We start from the raw sequence: 19,272 nt of genomic DNA, 5'->3' as shown, positions 1-19,272 counted from the left end.
TCCTCAGCGGGTCCGCGACGACATCAGGCCCGAGGCCACGAAGCGCAGCAGCGGCCAGTAGATCCGCGTCGCGTCGGCCACCGGGCTGAAGTGCGAGGACGTGTTGTCGTCCAGGTACCTCGTGGCAATCGTGACCTGCTCCATGGGGTGGCCGCGGCGCGCCGCGTACAGCAGGACGTTCATCTCGTACTCGAAGCGTTCGCCCGGCACCGACTGCAGCCAGCCGAGCAGCCCGGCGGGATACCCGCGCAGCCCGGTCTGGGTGTCCTCGACCGGCCGGCCGGTGGCGGCGCGGAACAGCACCCGGGTCGCGGTGTTGCCGACCCGGCTGCGCAGCGGCATCCGCTCGAGGTCGCGGACGCCCAGCACCGTGTGGCCGGTCGCGGCGGTGCGCTCGGCGACCCGCAGCACGTCCGCGACGCTGTGCTGCCCGTCGGCGTCGGCGCAGACCACGTCGTGCCCGGGGAACCTCTCGGCGATGTGCCGGAAGCCCGTCTTGAGCGCGATGCCCTTGCCGCGGTTCACCGGATGGCGCAGCACCGTGCAGCCCAGACCGGCTGCCGCCGCCAGGACCGGCGCCGCCTCCTCTCCGGTGCCGTCGTCCACCACGACGACGGCGTCCACCCCGCCCGCGGCGCTCAGGCCCCCGGTGAAGGTGAACAGGTGATGTCCCGGCCGGTAGACCGGCAGCAGCACGACTGCCATCGACGCCCCTTCTGTCGGGACGCTCTATACCCGCCCGTCGAGGGCTGAACGCGTGCTCGTCACCTGTTCGAGAAGCTCCGCCGAGACGGGTGCCACCGCGGGCGCCGGGCGGCGCAGCCCACGCTCGGCGCGGCGCAGCAACGCGACCATGCGCCGTTCGCGGCGCAGCAGGGCGTCGGGGTCGCGTACGCCGAGGAGGCACACCCGGGACGTCAGATACGCCAGCCGCTCGCCGTGGCGGGACCGGTCGTCGTCCCCGCCGCTCGCCGGCACGTCCACCAGGTCGGCGCCGCGCCGCCCGAGCACCTTGGCAGTGAGGTAGCGGATCCGCGGGAGGTGCCAGGCGTGCGACACCAGGCCCAGCGGCTCCGGGCCGTCCGGCAGCAGGCCTTCGCGGGCCACGTGCACGACGTTCTCCAGGGTGCTGCGGGAGCGGGTCTCGGCGTGCAGGTCGGCGTACCGGTCGAGGCCGGCGGCGAGGGCCGCGCCGAGCATGAGGTCACCCTCGCGGCTGCCGGCGGGCGGTTCCGCGGCGCCCTCCGACGCCTCGGCCCAGCCGCCGCTGAAGACGATCCGGGCCGGCCGGCCCTCGGCTGCCGCGGCCAGGAAGGCGTCGCGATGCCGGGTCACGTATCCGGCGGCCGCGGCCACCCGGGCACCGCTGCCCGGGGTGAGCACGTAGCCGCCGGCGGAGCGGGTGACGCCCCGCCCGAACACGAGGAGCACCGTCGCGGTGGGAGGAATCATGGCCTTCCGACCGTACCCGGGTTCGGCGGGTCATCGACGCGGGTAACCGTTTCCCATGGCGGAGACGGAGAACCGGCTGGACGAGCAGGAGGCCGAGCAGGTCCGGCCGATCCGGCCCCCGGACCTCAACCAGGAGTCGGACCGGTCCGCCACCCGCCTCGAGCTCTTCTTCGACCTGGCGTTCGTGCTCTTCGTGGCCCGCTGCGCCGATCTGCTGGCGAAGGACGAGACGTGGCACGGCGGCGCCGTGTTCGCCGCCGTGCTGACGGCCGGCTGGTGGGCGTGGGCGAGCACCACCCTGTACGCCAACCGCTTCGACACCGACGACGCGGTCTTCCGGGTCCTCACGCTGACCGGCATGGCCGGGGTGGTGGCGATGGCGGCCGCGGTGCAGGGGATCGCCGGCGACGCCGGGCGGTGGTTCGCACTGGGGTACGTGGCGGTGCGGCTGGCGCTCATCGTGGGCTACCTGCGGGCATGGCGGCATCTCCCGCGGGCACGCGCGACGATCCGCCCGTACCTGTGGGGGCACGTGGCGGGAGCGGCGCTCTGGCTGGCGTCGATCGCGGTGCCGACCCCGGCCCGGTACGCCCTCTGGGCCGCCGGAGTCCTGCTGGACCTGGTCGGTCCGACGGTCGCCGCCCGGCTGCGCGACGCCGTGCCGCTGCACATGGAACACCTGCCGGAGCGCTTCGGGCTGTTCGTGATCCTGGTGCTCGGCGAGTCCGTCGCGGCGACCGTCACGGGTCTGCACGACGGCGACTGGAAACCCGGTGTGGCGCTGTCGGCGGCACCGGCGTTCGTGGTGGCGGCGGCCCTGTGGTGGATCTACTTCGACCTCTCCGGCGGCGCCGCCAAGCGCCGGCTGCTCGAGGAGGACCGGGAGCACACCCGCCAGGGCGTGCACGACTTCTACGTGTACGCGCACCTGCCGCTGGCCGTCTCCCTGGCGGCCGTCGCGGTCGGGCTCGAGCACGCGGTGCTGCACGGCGCCGACGACCACCTCACACCCGGTACCCGCTGGGTGCTCGCCATCGGCACGGCGGGCTACCTGCTCAGCAGCGCGGTGATGCAGGCAGGGCTGGGCCGGCGGGTCCGCGGCGCGGTGCTCTGGCCCGGTCTCGGCGTCCCGCTCGTGCTGGTCGTCGCCGTGCTCGACCTCGCGCCCGCGACCACGCTGGGCCTGCTCACCGCGATCCTCGTCGCCGGCGTCGTCACCGGCTTCCTCCTGCACCGCTCCGGCGAGGTCCGCACCGCGGAGGTGTAGGCCCTGCTAGGGCAGGACGCGCTCCCGGGTGCTCACGACCGCCGCGGACACGGCCTCGCGCCGGATGCAGCCCTGAGACGCGCCGACGAGCCGGAGGCCGGTCAGGTCGCCCGCACCCCAGACCGCCTTCTTGCGCGTCATCGTCCCGTACATGATCTGTTGCTGGTCCTGGATGTCCGGGTGGGCGAGGCCGATGGCGTGACCGATCTCGTGCATGAGCAGCTGGCCGCGGGTGCCCTGCAAGCCGTAGCGAGGGCCGGTCCCGAAGCCGCCCGCCAGGTCCAGGTTGGCGTTCAGCACGACACCGCCCCACTGGATCAGGCCGGTCGCCTTGCCCGTGGCGGTGTAGCCCGTGGTCCACGCCGGGCCGCCCATCCCGGCGTATTGGTTGTTCGGCAGCCACTCGCTCTGCTTGCGCGGGTGGACCCAGGCGATGACCAGCTGGGTGTTCGCCGGGTAGTCGGGGTTGTAGCCCTTCTTGGCGCGGGGCACCGCCGTGGTCGTGCCGCGGTACACGAACTTCAGGCCCGTGGCGGCGCTGATCCGCCGGATGGCGCCCTTGACGTCGGCCAGCGCGCCCTTTGGCGCCCGGGCCGGGTTGAACCGGTAGCCGATGGGCGCGCACGGGTTCCAGCGCGGGGCCGGGGTGCCCATGGTCGCGTACGCCTTGCGGTTGCCCGCCGCCCGGACCGGCGCTGCCGGAACGGAGGCCGACGCCGGCACGGGTGCCAGGGCGACGACGCAGGCGGCGGCGAGCATCGCGGCGAGGCGGCGCCGGACCGGGTGGGACCTCATCGACCAACCCCTCTCACTGCCGGCGCGTTCACCGGCACCGTCGGGAATCGGCGGCGCCCGCACCGGCGTGAGACGACCTGGGTTGCAGTCGGGTTGCGGTTCTCAGTGCGCGGCGGCGGCAGCGGCGATCAGCCAGGCCACCTCCGGGTGCACGATGTCGGAGTGGGCGCCCGAGAACGCCGACTGCCGGGTGTCGGCGACGACCTGCGACGCGTCGACGGTGTGAAAGGCGCCGGCCGTCAGGGCGTACGCGGTCCCGGGCGGCAGCAGCGTGAGCTGCCGGGCCGGCGCGGCACCCTGGAACCCGTGCGCGCCCATGCCGCCCCACCGCATCGCCGGGTCCACGGCGGCCGCCGAGTCGTCCCGGGCCAGGAACGACGCCCGGGGATACCAGCGGCCGACCGCCCAGTCGTGCGGGCTGAAAGTGGCCGCCAGCGGGCCCCGGACCCGGTCCGCCACGCCGTGCAGGGCGCCCGCCGCGCCGAACGGCATGCCGCTCAGCGGGGTGAACGCGTAGTGCGAGAACGCGCCCTGCACCAGGCAGAGCGACGCGACCGGGCTCTGCGCGGCCGAGCCGATCCCGGCCAGCGCGAAGGAGACCAGCCGGGCGCCGAAGCTGTGCCCGGCCAGGTGCACCCGGACCTGCGGCAGCCGCTGGTGCAGGCGGGCCAGCATCGGGCCCAGGCCGCGGCGGCCCACGTCACCGGCCCGCCCCTTCATCTCGAAGTAGGAGCCGACCCGCAGCGCGTCCTTCGCTCCCCGCCACACCTTGTCGAAGAGGTCCCCGATGCCCTGCGCGTCGCCGTCCGCCGGGGCGCTGCCGAGGATGTCGGCGATGCGGGCGTACGCCTGCCGCGGGTCCTCGGCCAGCAGCAAGGAGCGCTCGCCCGAGTCCTCCGGGCCGAGGCGGGACGCGGCGAAGACCGTACCCAGCAGGGAGTGGAACTCGTCGAGCCGGGCCTGCTGGACCGCCGGTGGATCGGCGCCGACGCCGGCGGCGCCCTCGTCGACGAGCTCGCCCATCCGGGTCACGGCGGCCCGGCGGCCGGCCGCGAACGACCCGAGCAGGGACTGCGCCACCTCCTTGCCGGACAGCACCGCGTCGGCGGCGCCCGGCCGGTCCGCCTGCACCGCGGCACGCACCTGCGCGGCCGCCTCCGGGGGCGGGTCGGGGAACCACAGTGAGGGCCAGAAGACGCCTGCGAAACCGGCCGTCGGCGGTGCCAGGTCCGCGATGAGCGGGAACAGTGCGTCGTAGAGGTCGCGGGCCCGCTGCTCACCGGTGCCCCAGCCGTGGCTGAAGACGAACAGGTCGGTGATGCCGCGCGCCGCGACGTCGTCGAAGAAGGTGGTCTCGGCCGGCGCGGTGAGCGTGCCGTCCCGGTCGAAGTGCAGCTCCCACGGGTTCATGGTTCCTCTCCTTCCGCCGCCGCTCACGCGTCGGCGAGCATCCGCATCAGGTCCACCACCCCGCTGCCCTGGGCGTACCGTTCCCGGCCCAGGTCGGTCGCGGTCGCCATGAGCAGCCGCTTCACCTCGCGGGGGCGCCCGATGAACTCGGGGCGGGCGGACAGGAAGGCGGCAAGCACACCCGAGACGTGCGGCGCCGCCATGGAGGTGCCGGACTGCTCCGCGTACGTGAGCAGCCGCTCCGGATCGTCGGCGGGCAGGTCCAGGCCGGCCCGGGACCGCACCAGCCCGGTCGCCGCCGAGGCGATCCACTCGCCGGGCGCCACCACGTCGGGCTTGAGCCGGCCGTCCAGGGTGGGCCCCTTGCCCGAGGTCCAGGAGACGCCGAAGGCGTGCGGCGCCTCGCGGTGGGTCGAGCCGACCGCGATGCACCCCTCGGCGTGCGCCGGTTCGGTGATGGAGCCCAGGACCGCGGTGCTGTCCGCCCGCGGTCCGACGCCTCCGCCGCCGTTGCCGGACGAGACGACCACCAGCACGCCCGCGTCGGCGAGCTGGTTGACCGCCCGGGACAGCGGCGACTGCCCGGCGGCGTAGTGCTCGGGATCCCACGCACAGCCCAGGCTGATGTTGACGCCGTGCACCCGCAGCACGTTCGGGTCGAGGTTCACCTCGGTACGCAGGTAGTCGAGCGCACGGATGACCGCCGCGGACGAGGTGACGAAGGTGCCCAGGTTCGGGTCGTGCCGCAGCACCTTGAGGCTGACCAGCTCGCAGTCCGGCGCCATCCCGCTGAGGGTGCCGACGCGCTGGCGCTGGACGTACCCGCCGTCGAGGGGTTCGTCCGACGCGGCGACGTGCGGGAACCGGCCCGGAGGGGTGCCGCCGGCGATGATCCCGGCGACGTGCGTGCCGTGGCCCTGCTGGTCGGTCAGCGGCGATTCCGGGTCCGGCTTCGGGTCACCGGGCAGGCGGACCAGGCCGGTGAAGTCGCGGTGCAGGCCCGCCGTCCGGCCGGTGCACGGGTCGGTGGCCAGCTCGAGCGCCGCGAAGTGCGGGTGGGTCGCGTCGATCCCCGAGTCGGCCACGGCCCAGACCACGCCCCGCCCCCGCGCGTTGTACGAGCGCCACGCCGCGTCGGCCTTGACGGTCGGGGCGGAGCGGTCGATCTGGGCGTACAGCGGGTAGTCCGGCCAGGCCTTGAAGATGATCACGGGCCGGTCCCCGGCGGCCGCGGCCCGGCGGTCGACAGTCATGATCGCGTGCAGCTGCGCGCGGGTGAGCACGCACTGGTAGAGCTTCGCGGTGACCATCGCGGGCGGGGACGAGGCGTCGGCCCACAGCGCGTGGAAGGCCTCGGTGACCGCCCGCAGGCCACCGGGGTAGAGCACGTTCAGTTCCAGCAGGACGGGCACCGGCTCGTCCGGCCCGTCGTCCGGCGACCGGTTCAGGTCGCCGATCAGCCGGGAGCGATGACCGCGGTCCGCGTACGCCATGGCCGGAACGTAAGCCCAGGTCAGGCACCGGAGTACGGCTCGGTGCAGTTTCCGACACCGGGTATCACTCGGACCGGGGACGGGCCGGGGCGCAGTGCCCCGGCCCGTCCGTTTTCGTGCTGTTCTACGGTGCGGGGTACTCGTTGACGTAGACCGGCTGACCGATCTTGGTGGTGTCGGCCGCGGCGCCCACGCCGTTGACGACGTGGTCGAGGGTGCCCGCGCTGAGGTTCACCGTCAGGATGTGGTGCAGCTTGACACCCGGGCGGTTCGGGACCTCGAAGCCGTTCTCGGTGTGGATCGACGGGTTGTTCTGGTTGAACACGTACGCACCGCCGGCGTACAGGGTGTGCTTGCGGACCTTGTTGCCGACCTTGTAGGCGGCGTAGCCCTCGACCGAGCCGTTCATCCAGTCCGCCTGCGTCGGCGGGTCGTACGGCAGCTCGTTCTGGTAGAAGATCGTCGTGCCGTTCTCGCCGTTCCAGGTCGTGTTGTACCGCTGGTAGTGCTCGACGAACAGGCCGGTCGCGGTGACGTTGTCGCCGTTGATGACCGCGCCCTGCCGGCCGATGTTGGTACGCCAGCGCTGGGTGTCGCCGTTCACGCCCTCGGTGAAGCCCTCGACGCCGTGGTCGGCACGCCACACCCAGGTGTGGTCGATGAGCACGTTGTCGCTGTTGACCTCGAGCGTGGTGTCGGCCTTGCCGACGTGCGGGCCACCGACGCGGAAGTACACGTCGGAGAGCGTGGTCGGGTTGGTCGGCGAGCTGATCCCCAGGCCGTGCTTGTTGCCGACGCGCAGCAGGGTCTTCGACTCCTTGGTACCGGCGTCGATGGTGACGCCCGCGACGATCACGCCGGGCACGTCGGCGACGGCCAGCGGCGTGGCGCCGTTCACCGCGGTCAGCGTGGCGTGGCCGAGGCCGAGCACGACCGTGTTCGGGCGCCAGGCGTTGATGGTGTGGTCGACGTTGTACACGCCCGGGGTGAGCAGCAGGTGCTTGCCCAGGGTGAGGGCGGCGTTGATCTTCCACACCGGGTCGGACGGCTTGGCCACGAAGAAGTCGCTGAGCGGGAGCGTACGGCCCGCGGTGAGGCCCTCGTCCCAGGACGTGCCGCTGGTGCTGCGGTGCGCCGACGGCACCCGGACGTTGTACTTGCCCTTGGCGTCGACGAACAGGTACGGCTTCTCCCGGCTGAGCGGGGTCTGCTCGAGCGTCGTGTACGGCGGGTTCGGGAACGCCGCGTCGTCCGGGGCTCCCTCGACGCCGGCGAACACCTGGTTCCACACGCCGTTCGACCAGCTCTTGACGACGCTGTTGCGGGTCAGCCACTGCTGCTGCGAGCCGCTCACCACGTCGGGCAGGTGCGAGTCGGCGATGAAGCCGCCGCTGGCGTACTGCGGGCCGGCGGTGCAGTAGTCCATCAGCGACAGGTTGCCGCCCTTGATGTCGAGCCGGCGCAGCGACACGGCCTGCGACACGGCCCAGAAGTTGGCCGAGGAGCGGCAGCCGTCCTGGCCGGCGCCGTTGACGTTGATCGTGAGGTTGGACAGGGTGCGCCAGAAGTTGTTCAGCGCGATGCAGTTGCTGGTGCCGCCGTCGCCGAGGCAGCGGTTGTAGACCTCGACCTTGCCGTTGATGACGACGTCGGACGGCGATGCGCCGAGGCCGGCGATCTCGGTGTAGTAGCCCACCTTGACCTGCAGCGGCTTCTCCGCGGTGCCGTAGGTGCCGGGCTTGAAGAGGTAGGCGTACCGGTCGGTGCCCATCTCGTTGTCGACCTGCTTGGCGTGGGTGGCGTCCAGCGTCTTCTGGATCTGCTCGACCGGCATGCTCGGGTCGAAGACGGTGACGTTGGCCCCGAGACCCGGGACGGTGTTCCCGTACTGCGACGGCGCCGCGGACGCGGACGTACCCGTCAGTGTTCCGGCGGTCGCCAGGAGGAGGCCGACGGCGAGTAACCGGCCGAGGCGCCGGCGCCCGGAGGGGCGTGTCGACATGCGGGGTGGTCCTTTCGGTAACAGGGCGGCAATGAACCAGGTCACAGAAAGCGATAGACGAGCCCGGATGTCAAGTGGGGGAGCGCTCTCTCAACACGGCATTCGGGGCCGCATACGGACATCTCGCCTCAGTTTCGGAACCAGCAAGGCCGAACGGATGATCATTTCGCCACACGGCCCATCCGCGCCGACCGCCGGGAAATGGCGGAATAACAATTTCCCGATCACTTCCCGAAAATGTCATATCGCGCATGAGGATCCCTCACGTTCTTGATGACATTTGCAACTGTAATTGCACCTGCACGGCCTGCGACGCTTCTGAAGCAGAACGTCATCACCCGATGCCGACACCGGTCTCCTCACACCGGTGCAGCGTGTTCGCCGGCAGGGAGGACCGTGTTCCAGATCGCATCCACCATCCGCCCCGGTCGCACGACCGGGCGGCCCGCCGACCTCATCGCCCGCCCCGTCGCACCGCCCGTGCCGGCCCGCCCGGTCCGGGCCGCCCGCACCGGGCTCGGCGAGGGCGCCGTCCTCGTCGCGCTGGACGCGGCCGCCGTCGCCGCCGTGTCGGCCGCCACCGGCTCGAGCGAGGTCACCGCCCTCGTCCGGGCCACGGCCGTCGCGCTCACCCTGGCCGTCGCGGGCCTCTACCGGACGCGCCTGCAGTTCTCCGTCCTCGACGACATCCCCCGCCTGGTGCTCGCGCTCGCGGTCGCCACGGTCGCCGGCGTCTGGCTGCCGTGGCCCGTGCCGCCCGCGCCGGAGGTGCTGGCCGTGGTCCTGGCCGCCCTCGTGGCCGGCCGCGTCGCCGGTTACCGGCTGCTGCGCCGGCACCGCCGCCGCTCCCCCGGCCGCGCGGCCATCGTCGTGGGCTGCGGCGAGGTCGCCGTCCGGCTCGCCGACGCGCTGCGCGAGGACCGCTCGTACGGCATCGCGCCGGTCGGCTTCGTCGGCCCGCGCACGCTCACCGAGACCAGCCTGCCGATCCTCGCCCCCGCCGCGGACCTGGAGAAGGCGGTGAAGAAGTACAAGCCGCTGCACCTGATCGTGGCGTACCCGGCCACACCGGACGCCGATTTGGTGGCGGCGCTGCGCCGGTGCCGGCGGCACGGCGTCACCGTGCACGTCGTGCCGCGGCTGTTCGAGCTCGCCGTCGGCTGCGGCGGCGCCGAGGTGATCCGCGGCATCCCGCTCGCGCGGCTGCGACCCGAACCCGTGCAACTGCGGCGGTGGGCGGTCAAACGGCTCATCGACATCTGCGGCGCGGCGGTCGCCCTGGTGCTGCTGGCGCCGGTCTTCCTCCTCTGCGCGCTGGCCGTGAAGATCGAGTCCGGCCGCCACGGGGTGCTGTTCCGCCAGGAGCGGATCGGCCGCGACGGACATCCGTTCACCATCGTCAAGTTCCGGTCGCTGACCCCGTCCACCGACCTCGAGTCGCAGGTCAAGTGGAACATCAACACCGACGCCCGGGTCGGGCCGGTGGGCCGGTTCCTGCGCTTCAGCTCGCTCGACGAGCTCCCCCAGCTGGTCAACGTCCTGCGCGGCAGCATGTCGCTGGTCGGCCCGCGGCCCGAACGGCCGTACTTCGTCGAGCAGTTCCAGCGGACGTACGCCGGCTATCTCGACCGGCACCGGGTGCCCGCGGGCATCACCGGCTGGGCCCAGATCCACGGGCTGCGCGGCGACACGTCCATCGAGGAGCGGGTGCGGTTCGACAACCACTACATCGAGCACTGGTCGATCGGGATGGACATCAAGATCATCCTGCGGACCGTCGGCGCCATGATCAGCATCCACCGGGTCTGACCATGACCGCCCCCCTGCCCCTCGTCGTGGTACGCGGCCCGATGCGCGTGGCCCTCGCCCCGCTCGCCTGGCTGCTCACGGCCGTCGACGTGGCCGTACGCCGGCCGAGCGTCCTGGTCGTCGGCACGGTGCTGCTCATCTGCGTGCCCAGCCACATCAGCGACGTGTCGGCCTCCGGGCACATCACCGCGGCCGACCTCGCGGCGGGGATCGTGGTCGCCGTCCTCGCCGTCCGCCTGCTCGCCGGCGACCGGTCCACCGCCCGGCGGGGCTGGCTGCCGTTCGGCGCCGCACTCGCCTCCTTCGCGCTGGCGACGGTGACCGCGAGCGACGTGTCGGCGAGCGTCATCGGCTTCATCCGCTACAGCGAGCTGTTCGTCCTCGTCCCGGTCGCCGTGGCCATGTCGCTGCGGGACCGCCGCGACATCCGCCTGGTCGCCGGCGCGATCGTCGCCGTCACCGCCGTCGAGGGCACGGTGGGTGTCTACCAGTACGTCACGAAGACCGGCGCCTCCTACGCGGGCGAGTACGTCCGCGCGGTGGGCACGTTCGGCGCCGAGCAGGTCATGGCCCTGGCCTCGCTGCTCGGCTACGGCCTGATCGTGACCCTGGCCCTCGGCCTGGCACTGCGCGGCCGGGCTCGCACGGCCCTGCTCGCCGGCGCGGCGTTCCTCCTCCTGCCGCTCGGGCTGACCCTCAGCCGGGGCGCGTGGATCGCCACCGCCTGCGCCGTGCTGGTCCTGCTGGTCATCGCCAACTGGCGCATCGCCGCCCTCGTCGCCGGCATCGGCGCGATCGCCTTCACCCTGCTCTCCCTGAGCGCGGGCGGCGGCGACCCGGCCTCGGGCACGTTCAGCCAGCGGATCACCAGCATCACGTCCTCCGGCAGCACCCCGGACCAGTCCGTCCGCGACCGGTACGCCCTCTGGCAGGCCGCCCGCGCGATCTGGGCCGACCACCCGGTGATCGGGGTGGGCCTCAAGGACTTCGCCGGCTACCGCGACAGCTACGCCTCGGTGGCGCTCTCGGCCGGCAGCGACGTCGGCGACCCCGCGTCCGGGGTCAGCCGGGAGCCCCTGCTGTCCGCGCACAACCAGTACCTGATGGTCCTCAGTGAACAGGGCACGGTCGGCATCCTCGCCTTCGGCGGCCTGCTCGGCACCCTCGCCGTGGGCTCCGTACGACGCCGGTCCGGCCTGCTCCCGCCGGCCGAGGAACGGTTCCTCGACCTCGCCACGCCGGCCGTCATGGTCTGGACCCTGGTCGACTTCGTCTACGGCGACATCGGCGGCGGCCCGAGCAGCGTCCTGCTCGCCGTCATCCTCGGGCTCGTCGCCCGGCGCAGCGTCATCATCCCCCGCCCCGCCGAGGAGGCCCGCTGATGACCGCGACCGCCGACCGCAGCCAGGTGCGCACCACCCTCGTCCGCGCGGCGCTGGTGACCATCGTCGTCACCATGGCCGGGTCTCTGCTCGGGCTCGTCCGCGACCTGCTCCTGGCTCGGTTCTTCGGCGCCGACGGCGGCACCGACGCCTTCCTGGTCGCCTGGACCGTGCCGGAGACCGCCTTCGTCCTGGTGGTCGAGGGCGCGATGTCGCTGCTCATGATCCCGGTGTTCAGCCGCGCGCTCACCCGGGCCACCGAGCGCGACGCCCTCCGGGCCACCCGGGCCGTCGTGTCCGCCACCCTGCCGCCGGTCATCGCCGTGCTGGTCCTCGGCTCGGCGACGGTCGCGCTGGGCGCGCCGGTGCTGGTCCACGTCGTCGCACCGGGCCTGGCCGACCCGCAGCTCGCCGTCACCTGCACCCGGCTCACGGCGATCACCGTGCTGACGTTCGGGATCGCCGGCTATCTCAGCGCGGCCCTGCGCGCCAACCACGTGTTCGGGGCGCCCGCGGCCATCCACCTGGCGTACAACGTCGGGATCGTCGCGCTGATGGCGACGCTGCACGGGCGGCTCGGCGTCGTCAGTGCCGCCGCGGGCGTCGCGCTCGGCAGCGTCTTCATGGTGCTCGCCCAGCTGCCGAGCTTCCTGCGCCACGTCGGGCTGCCCCGGCGCTGGCGGCATCCCGGGTCCGGCGTGATGCTCGGGGCGGTCGCACCGATCGTCGTCTACACCGTCGCCCGGCAGGCCCAGGTCTTCGTCGAGCGGTTCCTCGGCTCGTCGCTGGCGCCGGGCACCATCTCGTACCTGAACTATGCGCAGAAGGTCGCGCAGATCCCGATGCTGATCGCGCTGCTGGTCTGCACGGTCACCTTCCCCACGCTCGCGCGCAGCGTCGCGGCGGGCGAGGTCGACCAGGCCCGGCGGCGGGTCGAGACCGACCTGCGGACGGTCACCGGGCTCATCTTCGTGGCCGCCGCGTACCTGGTCGCCTTCGGCCCGCAGGTGGTGGCGGTGCTGTTGGAACACGGCGAGTTCACCGCGGCGGACACGGCGGCGACGGCGGCGATCATGCGGGTCTACGCGCTCGGCGTCTTCGGGCACGCGATGGTCGGCGTGCTCTCCCGGCCGTTCTTCACCGGCGAGCGGCGTACGTGGTACCCGGCCGTCGCGATGGCCGTCGGTCTCGCCCTCACGGCCGTGCTCGCCGCGGCCTCGGTGCCGTGGCTGGGGGCGTACGCGATCGCCGCGGCCAACGGCGTCGGCATCACCACCACCGCCGTGCTGCTGCTCGCCGGTCTGCGCGCCCGCGTCATCGCGATCTCCGTGCCGGCGGTCGGCACCGCGACGGCGAAGCTGGCCGGCGCCGCGGCGGTAGCGGGTGCCGCCGGCTGGTTCGCGGGCCGTCTCCTGACGGGATGGCCGGCACTGCCCACCGCGGTCGTCGGCGGCCTGGTGGTGCTCGGTGCGTTCGCCGCCCTGGCCCGGCGGAGCTTCGACGAGGTGTGGAAGCGGAGGATCCACCATGGAGGCTGAACTGGTTCCCCTGCCGCTGGTGCTGATGTACCACTCGGTGCAGGAGTACGACTCCGACCCCTACCAGGTCACCGTCCGGCCGGAGCGCTTCGGCCGGCAGCTGCGCTGGCTCGCCGCCCGGGGCCTGCGCGGCGTGTCGATGACCGAGCTGATGGAGGCGCGGCGCGGGGGGCGCGGCGCCGGGCTGGTCGGGCTCACCTTCGACGACGGGTACGCCGACTTCGTCACCGAGGTGGTCCCGGCCCTCGAGCGGCACGGCTTCACCGCCACGGTGTTCGTGGTGGCCGGCTCCCTCGGCGGCTGGAACTCCTGGGACGACCCCGCTCCCCGCAAGACCCTGATGACCGCCGCCGACGTCCGCCGCGCGGCCGCCGCCGGCATGGAGATCGGCTCGCACAGCCTCTCGCACCTGCGGCTCACCAAGGTCGGCGACGGCGAGCTGTTCGACGAGGTACGCCGCAGCCGGCTGCTGCTCACCGAGATCACCGGCACCACGATCAGCGGCTTCTGCTACCCGTACGGCGACGCGGGCGCCCGGGAGATCCGCGCGGTCGAGGACACCGGGTACGACTACGCCTGCGCCGTGCACCCGTCGCCGCTGGACGGGCGGCACGCCGTACCGCGGACGTTCATCGGCGACCGGGACACCGCGCCGCGCCTGCTCGCCAAGCTGGCGCGGCACCGGTTGCGGGCGGGCAGGGCCGCGCGATGAGGATCCTGCACGTCATCACCGGCCTGGCCCCGGGCGGCGCGGAGCATCAGCTGCGGCTGCTGCTGCGGCGGCTGCCGTACGACTGCGAGGTCGTCACCCTGTCGAACCCGGGCGCGGTCGCCGCCGCGATCCGTGCCGACGGCACGACCGTCCACGAGCTCACCATGTCCAGCAACCGCGACGTGTCGGCCGTGGTGAAGCTGCGCCGGCTGATCCGCGACGGCCGCTTCGACCTGGTCCACACCCACCTGTACAGGGCCTGCGTGCACGGCCGGGTGGCGGCCCGGCTGGCCGGCGTCCCGGCCGTGGCCACCGAGCACTCCCTCGGCGACGGCGTGATCGAGGGACGCCGGACCTCGGTGCTGGTCCGCGCCCTCTATCTCGCCACCGAGCGCATCGGGCGCACCACCATCGCGGTCTCGTCGACCGTGGCCGGGCGGCTGCGCGCCTGGGGCGTGCCGGCGCGGCGGATCAGCGTCATCCCCAACGGCATCGACGCGGCGGAGTTCCGGTACGACCCGCTGCGGCGGGAGGCGGCCCGCGCCCGTTACGGCATCGCCCCCGACGCCGTCGTGATCGGCGGTGTCGGCCGGCTCGAGCCGGGGAAGCGCTTCGACCACCTGATCTGGGCGCTGACCCAGGTTCCCGGTGCCACGCTGCTGCTGGTCGGCGACGGTTCCGCCCGTGCCGCCCTGCGCGACGAGGCGGCCCGGCTCGGCGTGGCCGACCGGGTCGTCTTCACCGGCGCGGTGGGGCACGTCCGGGACCTGCTCTGCGCCATGGACGTCTTCGTCTCACCGTCCGGTCAGGAGACCTTCGGGCTCGCCGTCCTCGAGGCCCTCGCCTGCGGGCTGCCGTCGCTCTACGCGGTCTGCCCGCCGCTGGAGGAGTCCGGCGACGACGCGGCGCGCCGGCTGTCGCGCGACCCGGAGTCGCTGCCCCGCGCCCTGCGCGCCGAGTTGGCCGGTCTCGCCGAGCGCGGCGGCGCCCGCCGGCCCGTGCCCCCGGTCGTCACCCGCTACGACATCGCCCGGCTGGCCGAGTCCGTCGGCCGCCTCTACGAGCGCATCGTTTCCCGACCGCTGGCCGAGAGCAAAGGAACACCACGGTGAAGTCACGCGAGATCCTGCGGCGGCTGGTTCGGCGCTTCGGGCTGCTGCTCCTGCTCGCCCTCGTGGGCGGGGCGGCCGGCGCCACCTATGCCGCGCTGAAGACCCCCACCTACACCGCGAAGGCCTACGTGGTGGCGATCGGCGAGCCGGGTGAGTCGATCACCGCGCTGAACTTCGCTCAGGCATACGGCCGCATCGCCACCAGCGGCCCGGTGCTGGCCCAGGCCGCGGCCCGGCTCGGCGGCGACGCCGGCGGGCTGTCGTCGGTCACCGCGGAGACGTCGCCCGACGCGCCGGTCGTGGAGATCACCGCGACCGGTACGAGCGCCCGGGCCACCACCGACCGCGCCAACGCGGTCGCCGGCGCCCTCACCGAGTACGGCAGCCTCCGCCGGTCCGACACGAAGGTCAGCCTGTCGATGCTGGCCCCGGCGACGGTCCCGGAGCGCCCGACCTCGCCGAAGCCGCCCCTGGAGCTGGCCGTGGGCGCGGCCGGCGGGTTGCTCATCGGCGGGCTTGCGGTCCTGGCCGGCGTGGGCCGCTCCGCGACCGTCGCGGAACGCGTCGAGGAGCAGCAGGAAGAGACCCGGGCCGAGCCGGCGCGCTACGAGGCGGAGGTGCCCGAGGTGGAGGACGCCGAGGAGGACGAGCCGGCGGCGGACGGTGGACGCTTCACCGGCATCGCGCTCGTCCAGCGCCCGTCGAAGGCGATCACGGCCTACCGGGCGTCGTCGCTGGACGCGCCGCTGGGCGAGGATGCCGCGGACCGGGTGATCCCGGCGCAGCGGGTCGTCGGGCGGGCGACCGTCGCCGGGATGGAGGACGAATGATCACCGTGGACCGCGACATGTGGACGGCGGAGACCCGCCGCGGCGACGCCGGGCTGGCCGGGCTGCGCGAGCAGTGGGAGGACCTGTACGCCCGCTGCGGCACGGCGTCACCGTTCCAGGCGTACTCGTGGCTGGAGTCGTGGTGGCACTCGTACGCGACCCCGGGCACCCTGCGCCTGGTGCTGGTCCGCCACGAGGGCCGGCTGGTCGCCGCGGCGCCGTTCCAGCTGCAACGCCGGACCGGCTGCACCGTCCTCACGCCGCTCGGCGGGGCGCTGGCGGACTTCACCGACGTGCTCGCGGCCGACGACGCCACCCGGCCGGCGGCCCGGATCCTCGCCAAGGCCCTGCTGCTGGAGCCGGGCTGGGACGCCGTGGACCTGCCCGAGTCCCGCCCCGGCGCGGTGACCGGCACGGCCCTGTGGGAGTCCTGGCCCGGCGGGCGGTGGCGGTGCCCCGCGTCGCTCTGCCTGGAGCTGCCGGCCTCGCCGATGGAGGACCTGGTCCGCGGCCTGCCGCCGAAGACCCGCAAGACCGTCCGGCGCCGGCTCAACCAGCTCGACCGGGCCGGCATCGAGGTCCGTGAGGTGCCGGCCGCCGGCGCCGGTACGGCGGTCGCCGAGCTGCTGCGCCTGCACGAGCTGCAGTGGCGGGGCCGCGGCATCAACGAGCACCACCTGAGCCCCGCGTTCGCCGGCCACCTGACCCGCTCGGTGAGCGGCATGCTCGAGGCCGGGCAGGCGGCCCTCCTCGAGTACAGGATCGACGGCCGGCTGATGGCCTCGTCGCTGATGCTCATCGGCCGCGACCTCGTCGGCGGTTACCTCTTCGGTGCCGACCCGGCGCTGCGCGAGCGGGTCGACGTGAGCACGATGCTGCTGTCGGACACGCTCCCGCTGGCCCATCGCCTGGGCCTGCCGACGATGAGCATGCTGCGCGGCGCCGAGGAGTACAAGGCGCGCTGGCAGCCGCGGGAGGCGCTGAACCAGCGCATCATCCTCGGCCGGCCGCGCAGCCTACGGGCGCCGTTGTACGCGACGGGGGTCCGGGCGCGCCGGGCCGCCGTGCTGGCCGCCAAGGAGCACGCCCCGTGGCTGCGCGACGTGCGCGACCGGCTCCGGTCACTCCGTGGGGAGCCCCGATGAGCGTGGCGGTGCTGCACGTCGCCCAGCCCGCCGACGGCGGCGTGGCCCGCTACGTCGTCGCGGCGTGCCTCGACCAGATGACCCGCGGCTGGCGGGTCTCGGTGGCCTGCCCGGACGGCGGCCGGCTCGCCGACGACCTGGCGCGGGCGGGCGTCCCCCGGCTGCGCTGGCCTGCCGTGCGCAGCCCGGGACCGGAGTCGGTGCCCGAAGCGTTGCGGCTGCGCGCGCTCGTCGACCGTCACCGGCCGGACGTCGTCCATCTGCACGCCTCGAAGGCGGGTCTCGCGGGCCGGCTGCGCCCGGCCCGGCGGATCCCCATCCTCTTCCAGCCGCACGGCTGGTCCTGGCTGGCCGTCGACGGCGCCCTGCGGGCGGCGAGCCTGGCCTGGGAGCGCGCCGCCGCCCGCTGGACCGACCTGCTGCTGTGCGTCGGCCCCGGTGAGGCGGAGCAGGGCCGGGCCGGCGGGGTCCGCGGCCGCTACGCGGTGGTGCAGAACGGCGTGGACCTCGACCGGTTCCCTCCCGCCGGAGCGGCCGCCCGGGCCGCCGCACGCGCCCGCCTCGGCCGGCCGGGCACCGGACCGCTGGCGGTGTGCGTCGGCCGGCTGACCCGGCAGAAGGGACAGGACGTGCTGCTGGCGGCCTGGCCCGCCGTCCGCGCCCGGTGCCCCGGCGCGGAGCTGGCCCTGGTCGGCGCCGGCGACCTGGACTTCGCGCTGCGCTCGGCGCGCGTGGCCGGGGTGACCTTCGCCGGCCCGGTCGACGACGTCCGGGACTGGCTGGCCGCCGCGGACGTCGTGGTGCTGCCGTCGCGGTGGGAGGGGCTGTCGCTGACCGTGCTCGAGGCGCTGGCGACCGGCCGCAGCGTCGTCGTCAGCGACATCCCCGGGCTGGCCGAGGCGGTCGGGCCGGCCGGCGCCCGCGTGGCACCCGGCGACCCGGCGGGGCTCGCCGCGGCGGTGGCGCGGCGGCTGCTCGACCCCGCGCTCGCGGCCGCCGAGGGCGAGGCGGCCGCCCGGCACGCCGCCCGGTTCGACCTGCGACTGACCTTCGACCGGCTGGCGGAGCGCACCGCCGAGGTCGCCGCGGCAGAGGGAGGGGCATGCCGATGACCACCGTGCACCGCGAGGCGCTCGACCTCGCCGACCCCGCGTTCTGGCGCCGGCCCCCGGCCCAGCGGCTGGGCGCCTTCCGGGTGCTGCGCGCCCTGGACCGCCCGGCGGTGTGCGGCGACGGCGCCTACGCCCTGCTCCGTCACCGCGACGTCGTGGCGGCCAGCCGTACGCCCGAGGTGTTCGTCAGCGGCCCCGGCGTCACCACCCCGAAGCCCGCCGCGTGGGTCCGGTTCGTCTTCGGCGACTCCATGGTCAACCTGGACGATCCCCGGCACGCGCGGCTGCGGGCCATCGTCGGCCGCGCCTTCACGCCCCGGGTCCTGGCCCGGATCTCCGACGACGTCCAGCGCACGGCGATCGGCATCGTCGACGACGTCACCGCCGGGCGCCCCGCCGACTTCGTCCGGGCGGTGGCCGCGCGGATGCCGTTCGAGATCATCTGCGGGATGATGGGCATTCCGGCGTCCTACCGCCGGGAGCTGCTCGGCCAGATCCTGCGAGCCGGCGAGGGCACCGAGGTACGCCGGCGCCCGCGGGTTCCGGGCCGCAGCCTGCGCGCGCTGGCGAGGATGCACCGGGTGGTGGGCCGGGTGGCCCGGCAGCGGCGGCACGAGCCCGGCGACGACCTGATCTCCGCGCTGGTCACCGCGGAGGTCGACGGCAGCGGGCTCACCCGGCGCGAGCTGGGCTCGTTCTTCTCGCTGCTGCTGGTGGCGGGGGTGGAGACGACCCGCAACGCCATCGCGCACGGGCTGCACCTGCTCACGGCGAACCCGGAGCAACGCGCGCTGCTGGCCGGCGACTTCGACCGGTACGCCGCCGGTTTCGTCGACGAGGTGGTGCGGCACTCGTCGCCGATCATCCAGTTCCGGCGTACGGTGGCGCGCGACCACGAGCTGAACGGCTATCCGCTGCGGGCCGGCGACGAGGTGGTGCTCTGCTACGCCGCGGCCAACCGTGACGAGACCGTCTTCGCCGACCCGGACGTCTTCGACATCACCCGGCGGCCCAACCCGCACGTCGGCTTCGGCGGCGGCGGGCCGCACTTCTGCCTCGGCACCGCGCTGGCCCGGCAGGAGATGACCGTCCTCTTCCGGGAGCTGCTGACCCGGCTGCCGGACATCCGGTCGGTGGGCGAGCCGGAGCTGGTCGCGTCCAGCTTCGACAACCGCGTCGGCCGGCTCCGCTTCGCGTACTGAGAGCCGGGCAC

At 74.0% G+C, this 19,272-nt stretch carries 16 protein-coding genes; 10 read left to right on the top strand and 6 right to left on the bottom strand.

Features of this window, described 5'->3' with window-relative positions; all coding sequences use genetic code 11:
• Positions 1-3 precede the first annotated feature (3 nt).
• Positions 4-705 (bottom strand): glycosyltransferase family 2 protein, encoded by a 702-nt coding sequence (locus AB0J80_RS20180; RefSeq protein WP_364706873.1) that lies wholly within the window; start codon positions 703-705, stop codon positions 4-6.
• Between the two features lie 24 nt (positions 706-729).
• The gene (locus AB0J80_RS20175) at positions 730-1,452 is read right to left on the bottom strand and encodes an ElyC/SanA/YdcF family protein (protein WP_364706870.1); all 723 of its coding nucleotides are present in this window, start codon (positions 1,450-1,452) and stop codon (positions 730-732) included.
• Positions 1,453-1,507: 55 nt separating this feature from the next.
• On the opposite strand from AB0J80_RS20175, the gene AB0J80_RS20170 reads away from it, so the two are divergent.
• A complete protein-coding gene (locus AB0J80_RS20170) occupies positions 1,508-2,719 on the top strand; it encodes a low temperature requirement protein A (protein WP_364706867.1) in 1,212 nt (403 codons plus the stop codon).
• A 6-nt stretch (positions 2,720-2,725) separates the two neighbouring features.
• Here AB0J80_RS20170 and AB0J80_RS20165 read toward each other — a convergent pair whose 3' ends face one another.
• The 4 genes from AB0J80_RS20165 to AB0J80_RS20150 form a co-directional block, all read right to left on the bottom strand.
• A complete protein-coding gene (locus tag AB0J80_RS20165; protein WP_364706864.1) occupies positions 2,726-3,514 on the bottom strand; it encodes a hypothetical protein in 789 nt (262 codons plus the stop codon).
• A 102-nt stretch (positions 3,515-3,616) separates the two neighbouring features.
• Positions 3,617-4,924 (bottom strand): hypothetical protein, encoded by a 1,308-nt coding sequence (locus AB0J80_RS20160; protein ID WP_364706861.1) that lies wholly within the window; start codon positions 4,922-4,924, stop codon positions 3,617-3,619.
• A 23-nt stretch (positions 4,925-4,947) separates the two neighbouring features.
• A complete protein-coding gene (locus tag AB0J80_RS20155; RefSeq protein WP_364706859.1) occupies positions 4,948-6,417 on the bottom strand; it encodes a S8 family peptidase in 1,470 nt (489 codons plus the stop codon).
• Between the two features lie 124 nt (positions 6,418-6,541).
• Complete coding sequence (locus AB0J80_RS20150) at positions 6,542-8,419, bottom strand: adenylyl cyclase (RefSeq protein ID WP_364706856.1); 1,878 nt, start codon at positions 8,417-8,419, stop codon at positions 6,542-6,544.
• Between the two features lie 396 nt (positions 8,420-8,815).
• On the opposite strand from AB0J80_RS20150, the gene AB0J80_RS20145 reads away from it, so the two are divergent.
• From AB0J80_RS20145 to AB0J80_RS20105, 9 genes are read left to right on the top strand one after another with little or no spacing between them, the layout of a single operon-like run.
• On the top strand, positions 8,816-10,228 hold the full coding sequence (locus AB0J80_RS20145) for a sugar transferase (protein WP_364706854.1): 1,413 nt from the start codon (positions 8,816-8,818) through the stop codon (positions 10,226-10,228).
• Between the two features lie 2 nt (positions 10,229-10,230).
• Positions 10,231-11,610 (top strand): O-antigen ligase family protein, encoded by a 1,380-nt coding sequence (locus tag AB0J80_RS20140; RefSeq protein WP_364706851.1) that lies wholly within the window; start codon positions 10,231-10,233, stop codon positions 11,608-11,610.
• Positions 11,610-13,148 carry a lipid II flippase MurJ gene (locus AB0J80_RS20135; RefSeq protein ID WP_364706849.1) on the top strand — a complete coding sequence of 513 codons (1,539 nt, stop codon included), beginning with the start codon at positions 11,610-11,612 and terminating at the stop codon, positions 13,146-13,148. Before AB0J80_RS20140 ends, AB0J80_RS20135 begins: the two co-directional genes overlap by 1 nt.
• Positions 13,138-13,860, top strand: coding sequence for a polysaccharide deacetylase family protein (locus AB0J80_RS20130; protein ID WP_364706846.1), 723 nt, complete (start codon positions 13,138-13,140; stop codon positions 13,858-13,860). Before AB0J80_RS20135 ends, AB0J80_RS20130 begins: the two co-directional genes overlap by 11 nt.
• The gene (locus tag AB0J80_RS20125) at positions 13,857-14,972 is read left to right on the top strand and encodes a glycosyltransferase (RefSeq protein ID WP_364706844.1); all 1,116 of its coding nucleotides are present in this window, start codon (positions 13,857-13,859) and stop codon (positions 14,970-14,972) included. The genes AB0J80_RS20130 and AB0J80_RS20125 overlap by 4 nt, the downstream gene beginning before the upstream one ends.
• The gene (locus tag AB0J80_RS20120; RefSeq protein ID WP_364706841.1) at positions 14,969-15,802 is read left to right on the top strand and encodes a Wzz/FepE/Etk N-terminal domain-containing protein; all 834 of its coding nucleotides are present in this window, start codon (positions 14,969-14,971) and stop codon (positions 15,800-15,802) included. The genes AB0J80_RS20125 and AB0J80_RS20120 overlap by 4 nt, the downstream gene beginning before the upstream one ends.
• On the top strand, positions 15,799-16,947 hold the full coding sequence (locus AB0J80_RS20115) for a GNAT family N-acetyltransferase (RefSeq protein WP_364706838.1): 1,149 nt from the start codon (positions 15,799-15,801) through the stop codon (positions 16,945-16,947). The genes AB0J80_RS20120 and AB0J80_RS20115 overlap by 4 nt, the downstream gene beginning before the upstream one ends.
• Positions 16,944-18,059, top strand: coding sequence for a glycosyltransferase (locus AB0J80_RS20110; protein ID WP_364706835.1), 1,116 nt, complete (start codon positions 16,944-16,946; stop codon positions 18,057-18,059). The genes AB0J80_RS20115 and AB0J80_RS20110 overlap by 4 nt, the downstream gene beginning before the upstream one ends.
• Positions 18,056-19,261, top strand: a complete 1,206-nt coding sequence (locus AB0J80_RS20105) for a cytochrome P450 (protein ID WP_364706832.1) — start codon at positions 18,056-18,058, stop codon at positions 19,259-19,261. Before AB0J80_RS20110 ends, AB0J80_RS20105 begins: the two co-directional genes overlap by 4 nt.
• Positions 19,262-19,272: the final 11 nt, after the last annotated feature.

This window comes from Actinoplanes sp. NPDC049548, from assembly GCF_040676695.1.
In the GTDB taxonomy this organism is placed as follows: domain Bacteria; phylum Actinomycetota; class Actinomycetes; order Mycobacteriales; family Micromonosporaceae; genus Actinoplanes.
This window is presented reverse-complemented; position numbering and strand designations above follow the sequence as displayed.

Coding starts and splice junctions, on each gene's coding strand:
- AB0J80_RS20180 (WP_364706873.1), bottom strand. CDS start 705: ATGGCAGTCGTGCTGCTGCCGGTCTACCGGCCGGGACATCACCTGTTC.
- AB0J80_RS20175 (WP_364706870.1), bottom strand. CDS start 1,452: ATGATTCCTCCCACCGCGACGGTGCTCCTCGTGTTCGGGCGGGGCGTC.
- AB0J80_RS20170 (WP_364706867.1), top strand. CDS start 1,508: ATGGCGGAGACGGAGAACCGGCTGGACGAGCAGGAGGCCGAGCAGGTC.
- AB0J80_RS20165 (WP_364706864.1), bottom strand. CDS start 3,514: ATGAGGTCCCACCCGGTCCGGCGCCGCCTCGCCGCGATGCTCGCCGCC.
- AB0J80_RS20160 (WP_364706861.1), bottom strand. CDS start 4,924: ATGAACCCGTGGGAGCTGCACTTCGACCGGGACGGCACGCTCACCGCG.
- AB0J80_RS20155 (WP_364706859.1), bottom strand. CDS start 6,417: ATGGCGTACGCGGACCGCGGTCATCGCTCCCGGCTGATCGGCGACCTG.
- AB0J80_RS20150 (WP_364706856.1), bottom strand. CDS start 8,419: ATGTCGACACGCCCCTCCGGGCGCCGGCGCCTCGGCCGGTTACTCGCC.
- AB0J80_RS20140 (WP_364706851.1), top strand. CDS start 10,231: ATGACCGCCCCCCTGCCCCTCGTCGTGGTACGCGGCCCGATGCGCGTG.
- AB0J80_RS20135 (WP_364706849.1), top strand. CDS start 11,610: ATGACCGCGACCGCCGACCGCAGCCAGGTGCGCACCACCCTCGTCCGC.
- AB0J80_RS20130 (WP_364706846.1), top strand. CDS start 13,138: ATGGAGGCTGAACTGGTTCCCCTGCCGCTGGTGCTGATGTACCACTCG.
- AB0J80_RS20125 (WP_364706844.1), top strand. CDS start 13,857: ATGAGGATCCTGCACGTCATCACCGGCCTGGCCCCGGGCGGCGCGGAG.
- AB0J80_RS20115 (WP_364706838.1), top strand. CDS start 15,799: ATGATCACCGTGGACCGCGACATGTGGACGGCGGAGACCCGCCGCGGC.
- AB0J80_RS20110 (WP_364706835.1), top strand. CDS start 16,944: ATGAGCGTGGCGGTGCTGCACGTCGCCCAGCCCGCCGACGGCGGCGTG.
- AB0J80_RS20105 (WP_364706832.1), top strand. CDS start 18,056: ATGACCACCGTGCACCGCGAGGCGCTCGACCTCGCCGACCCCGCGTTC.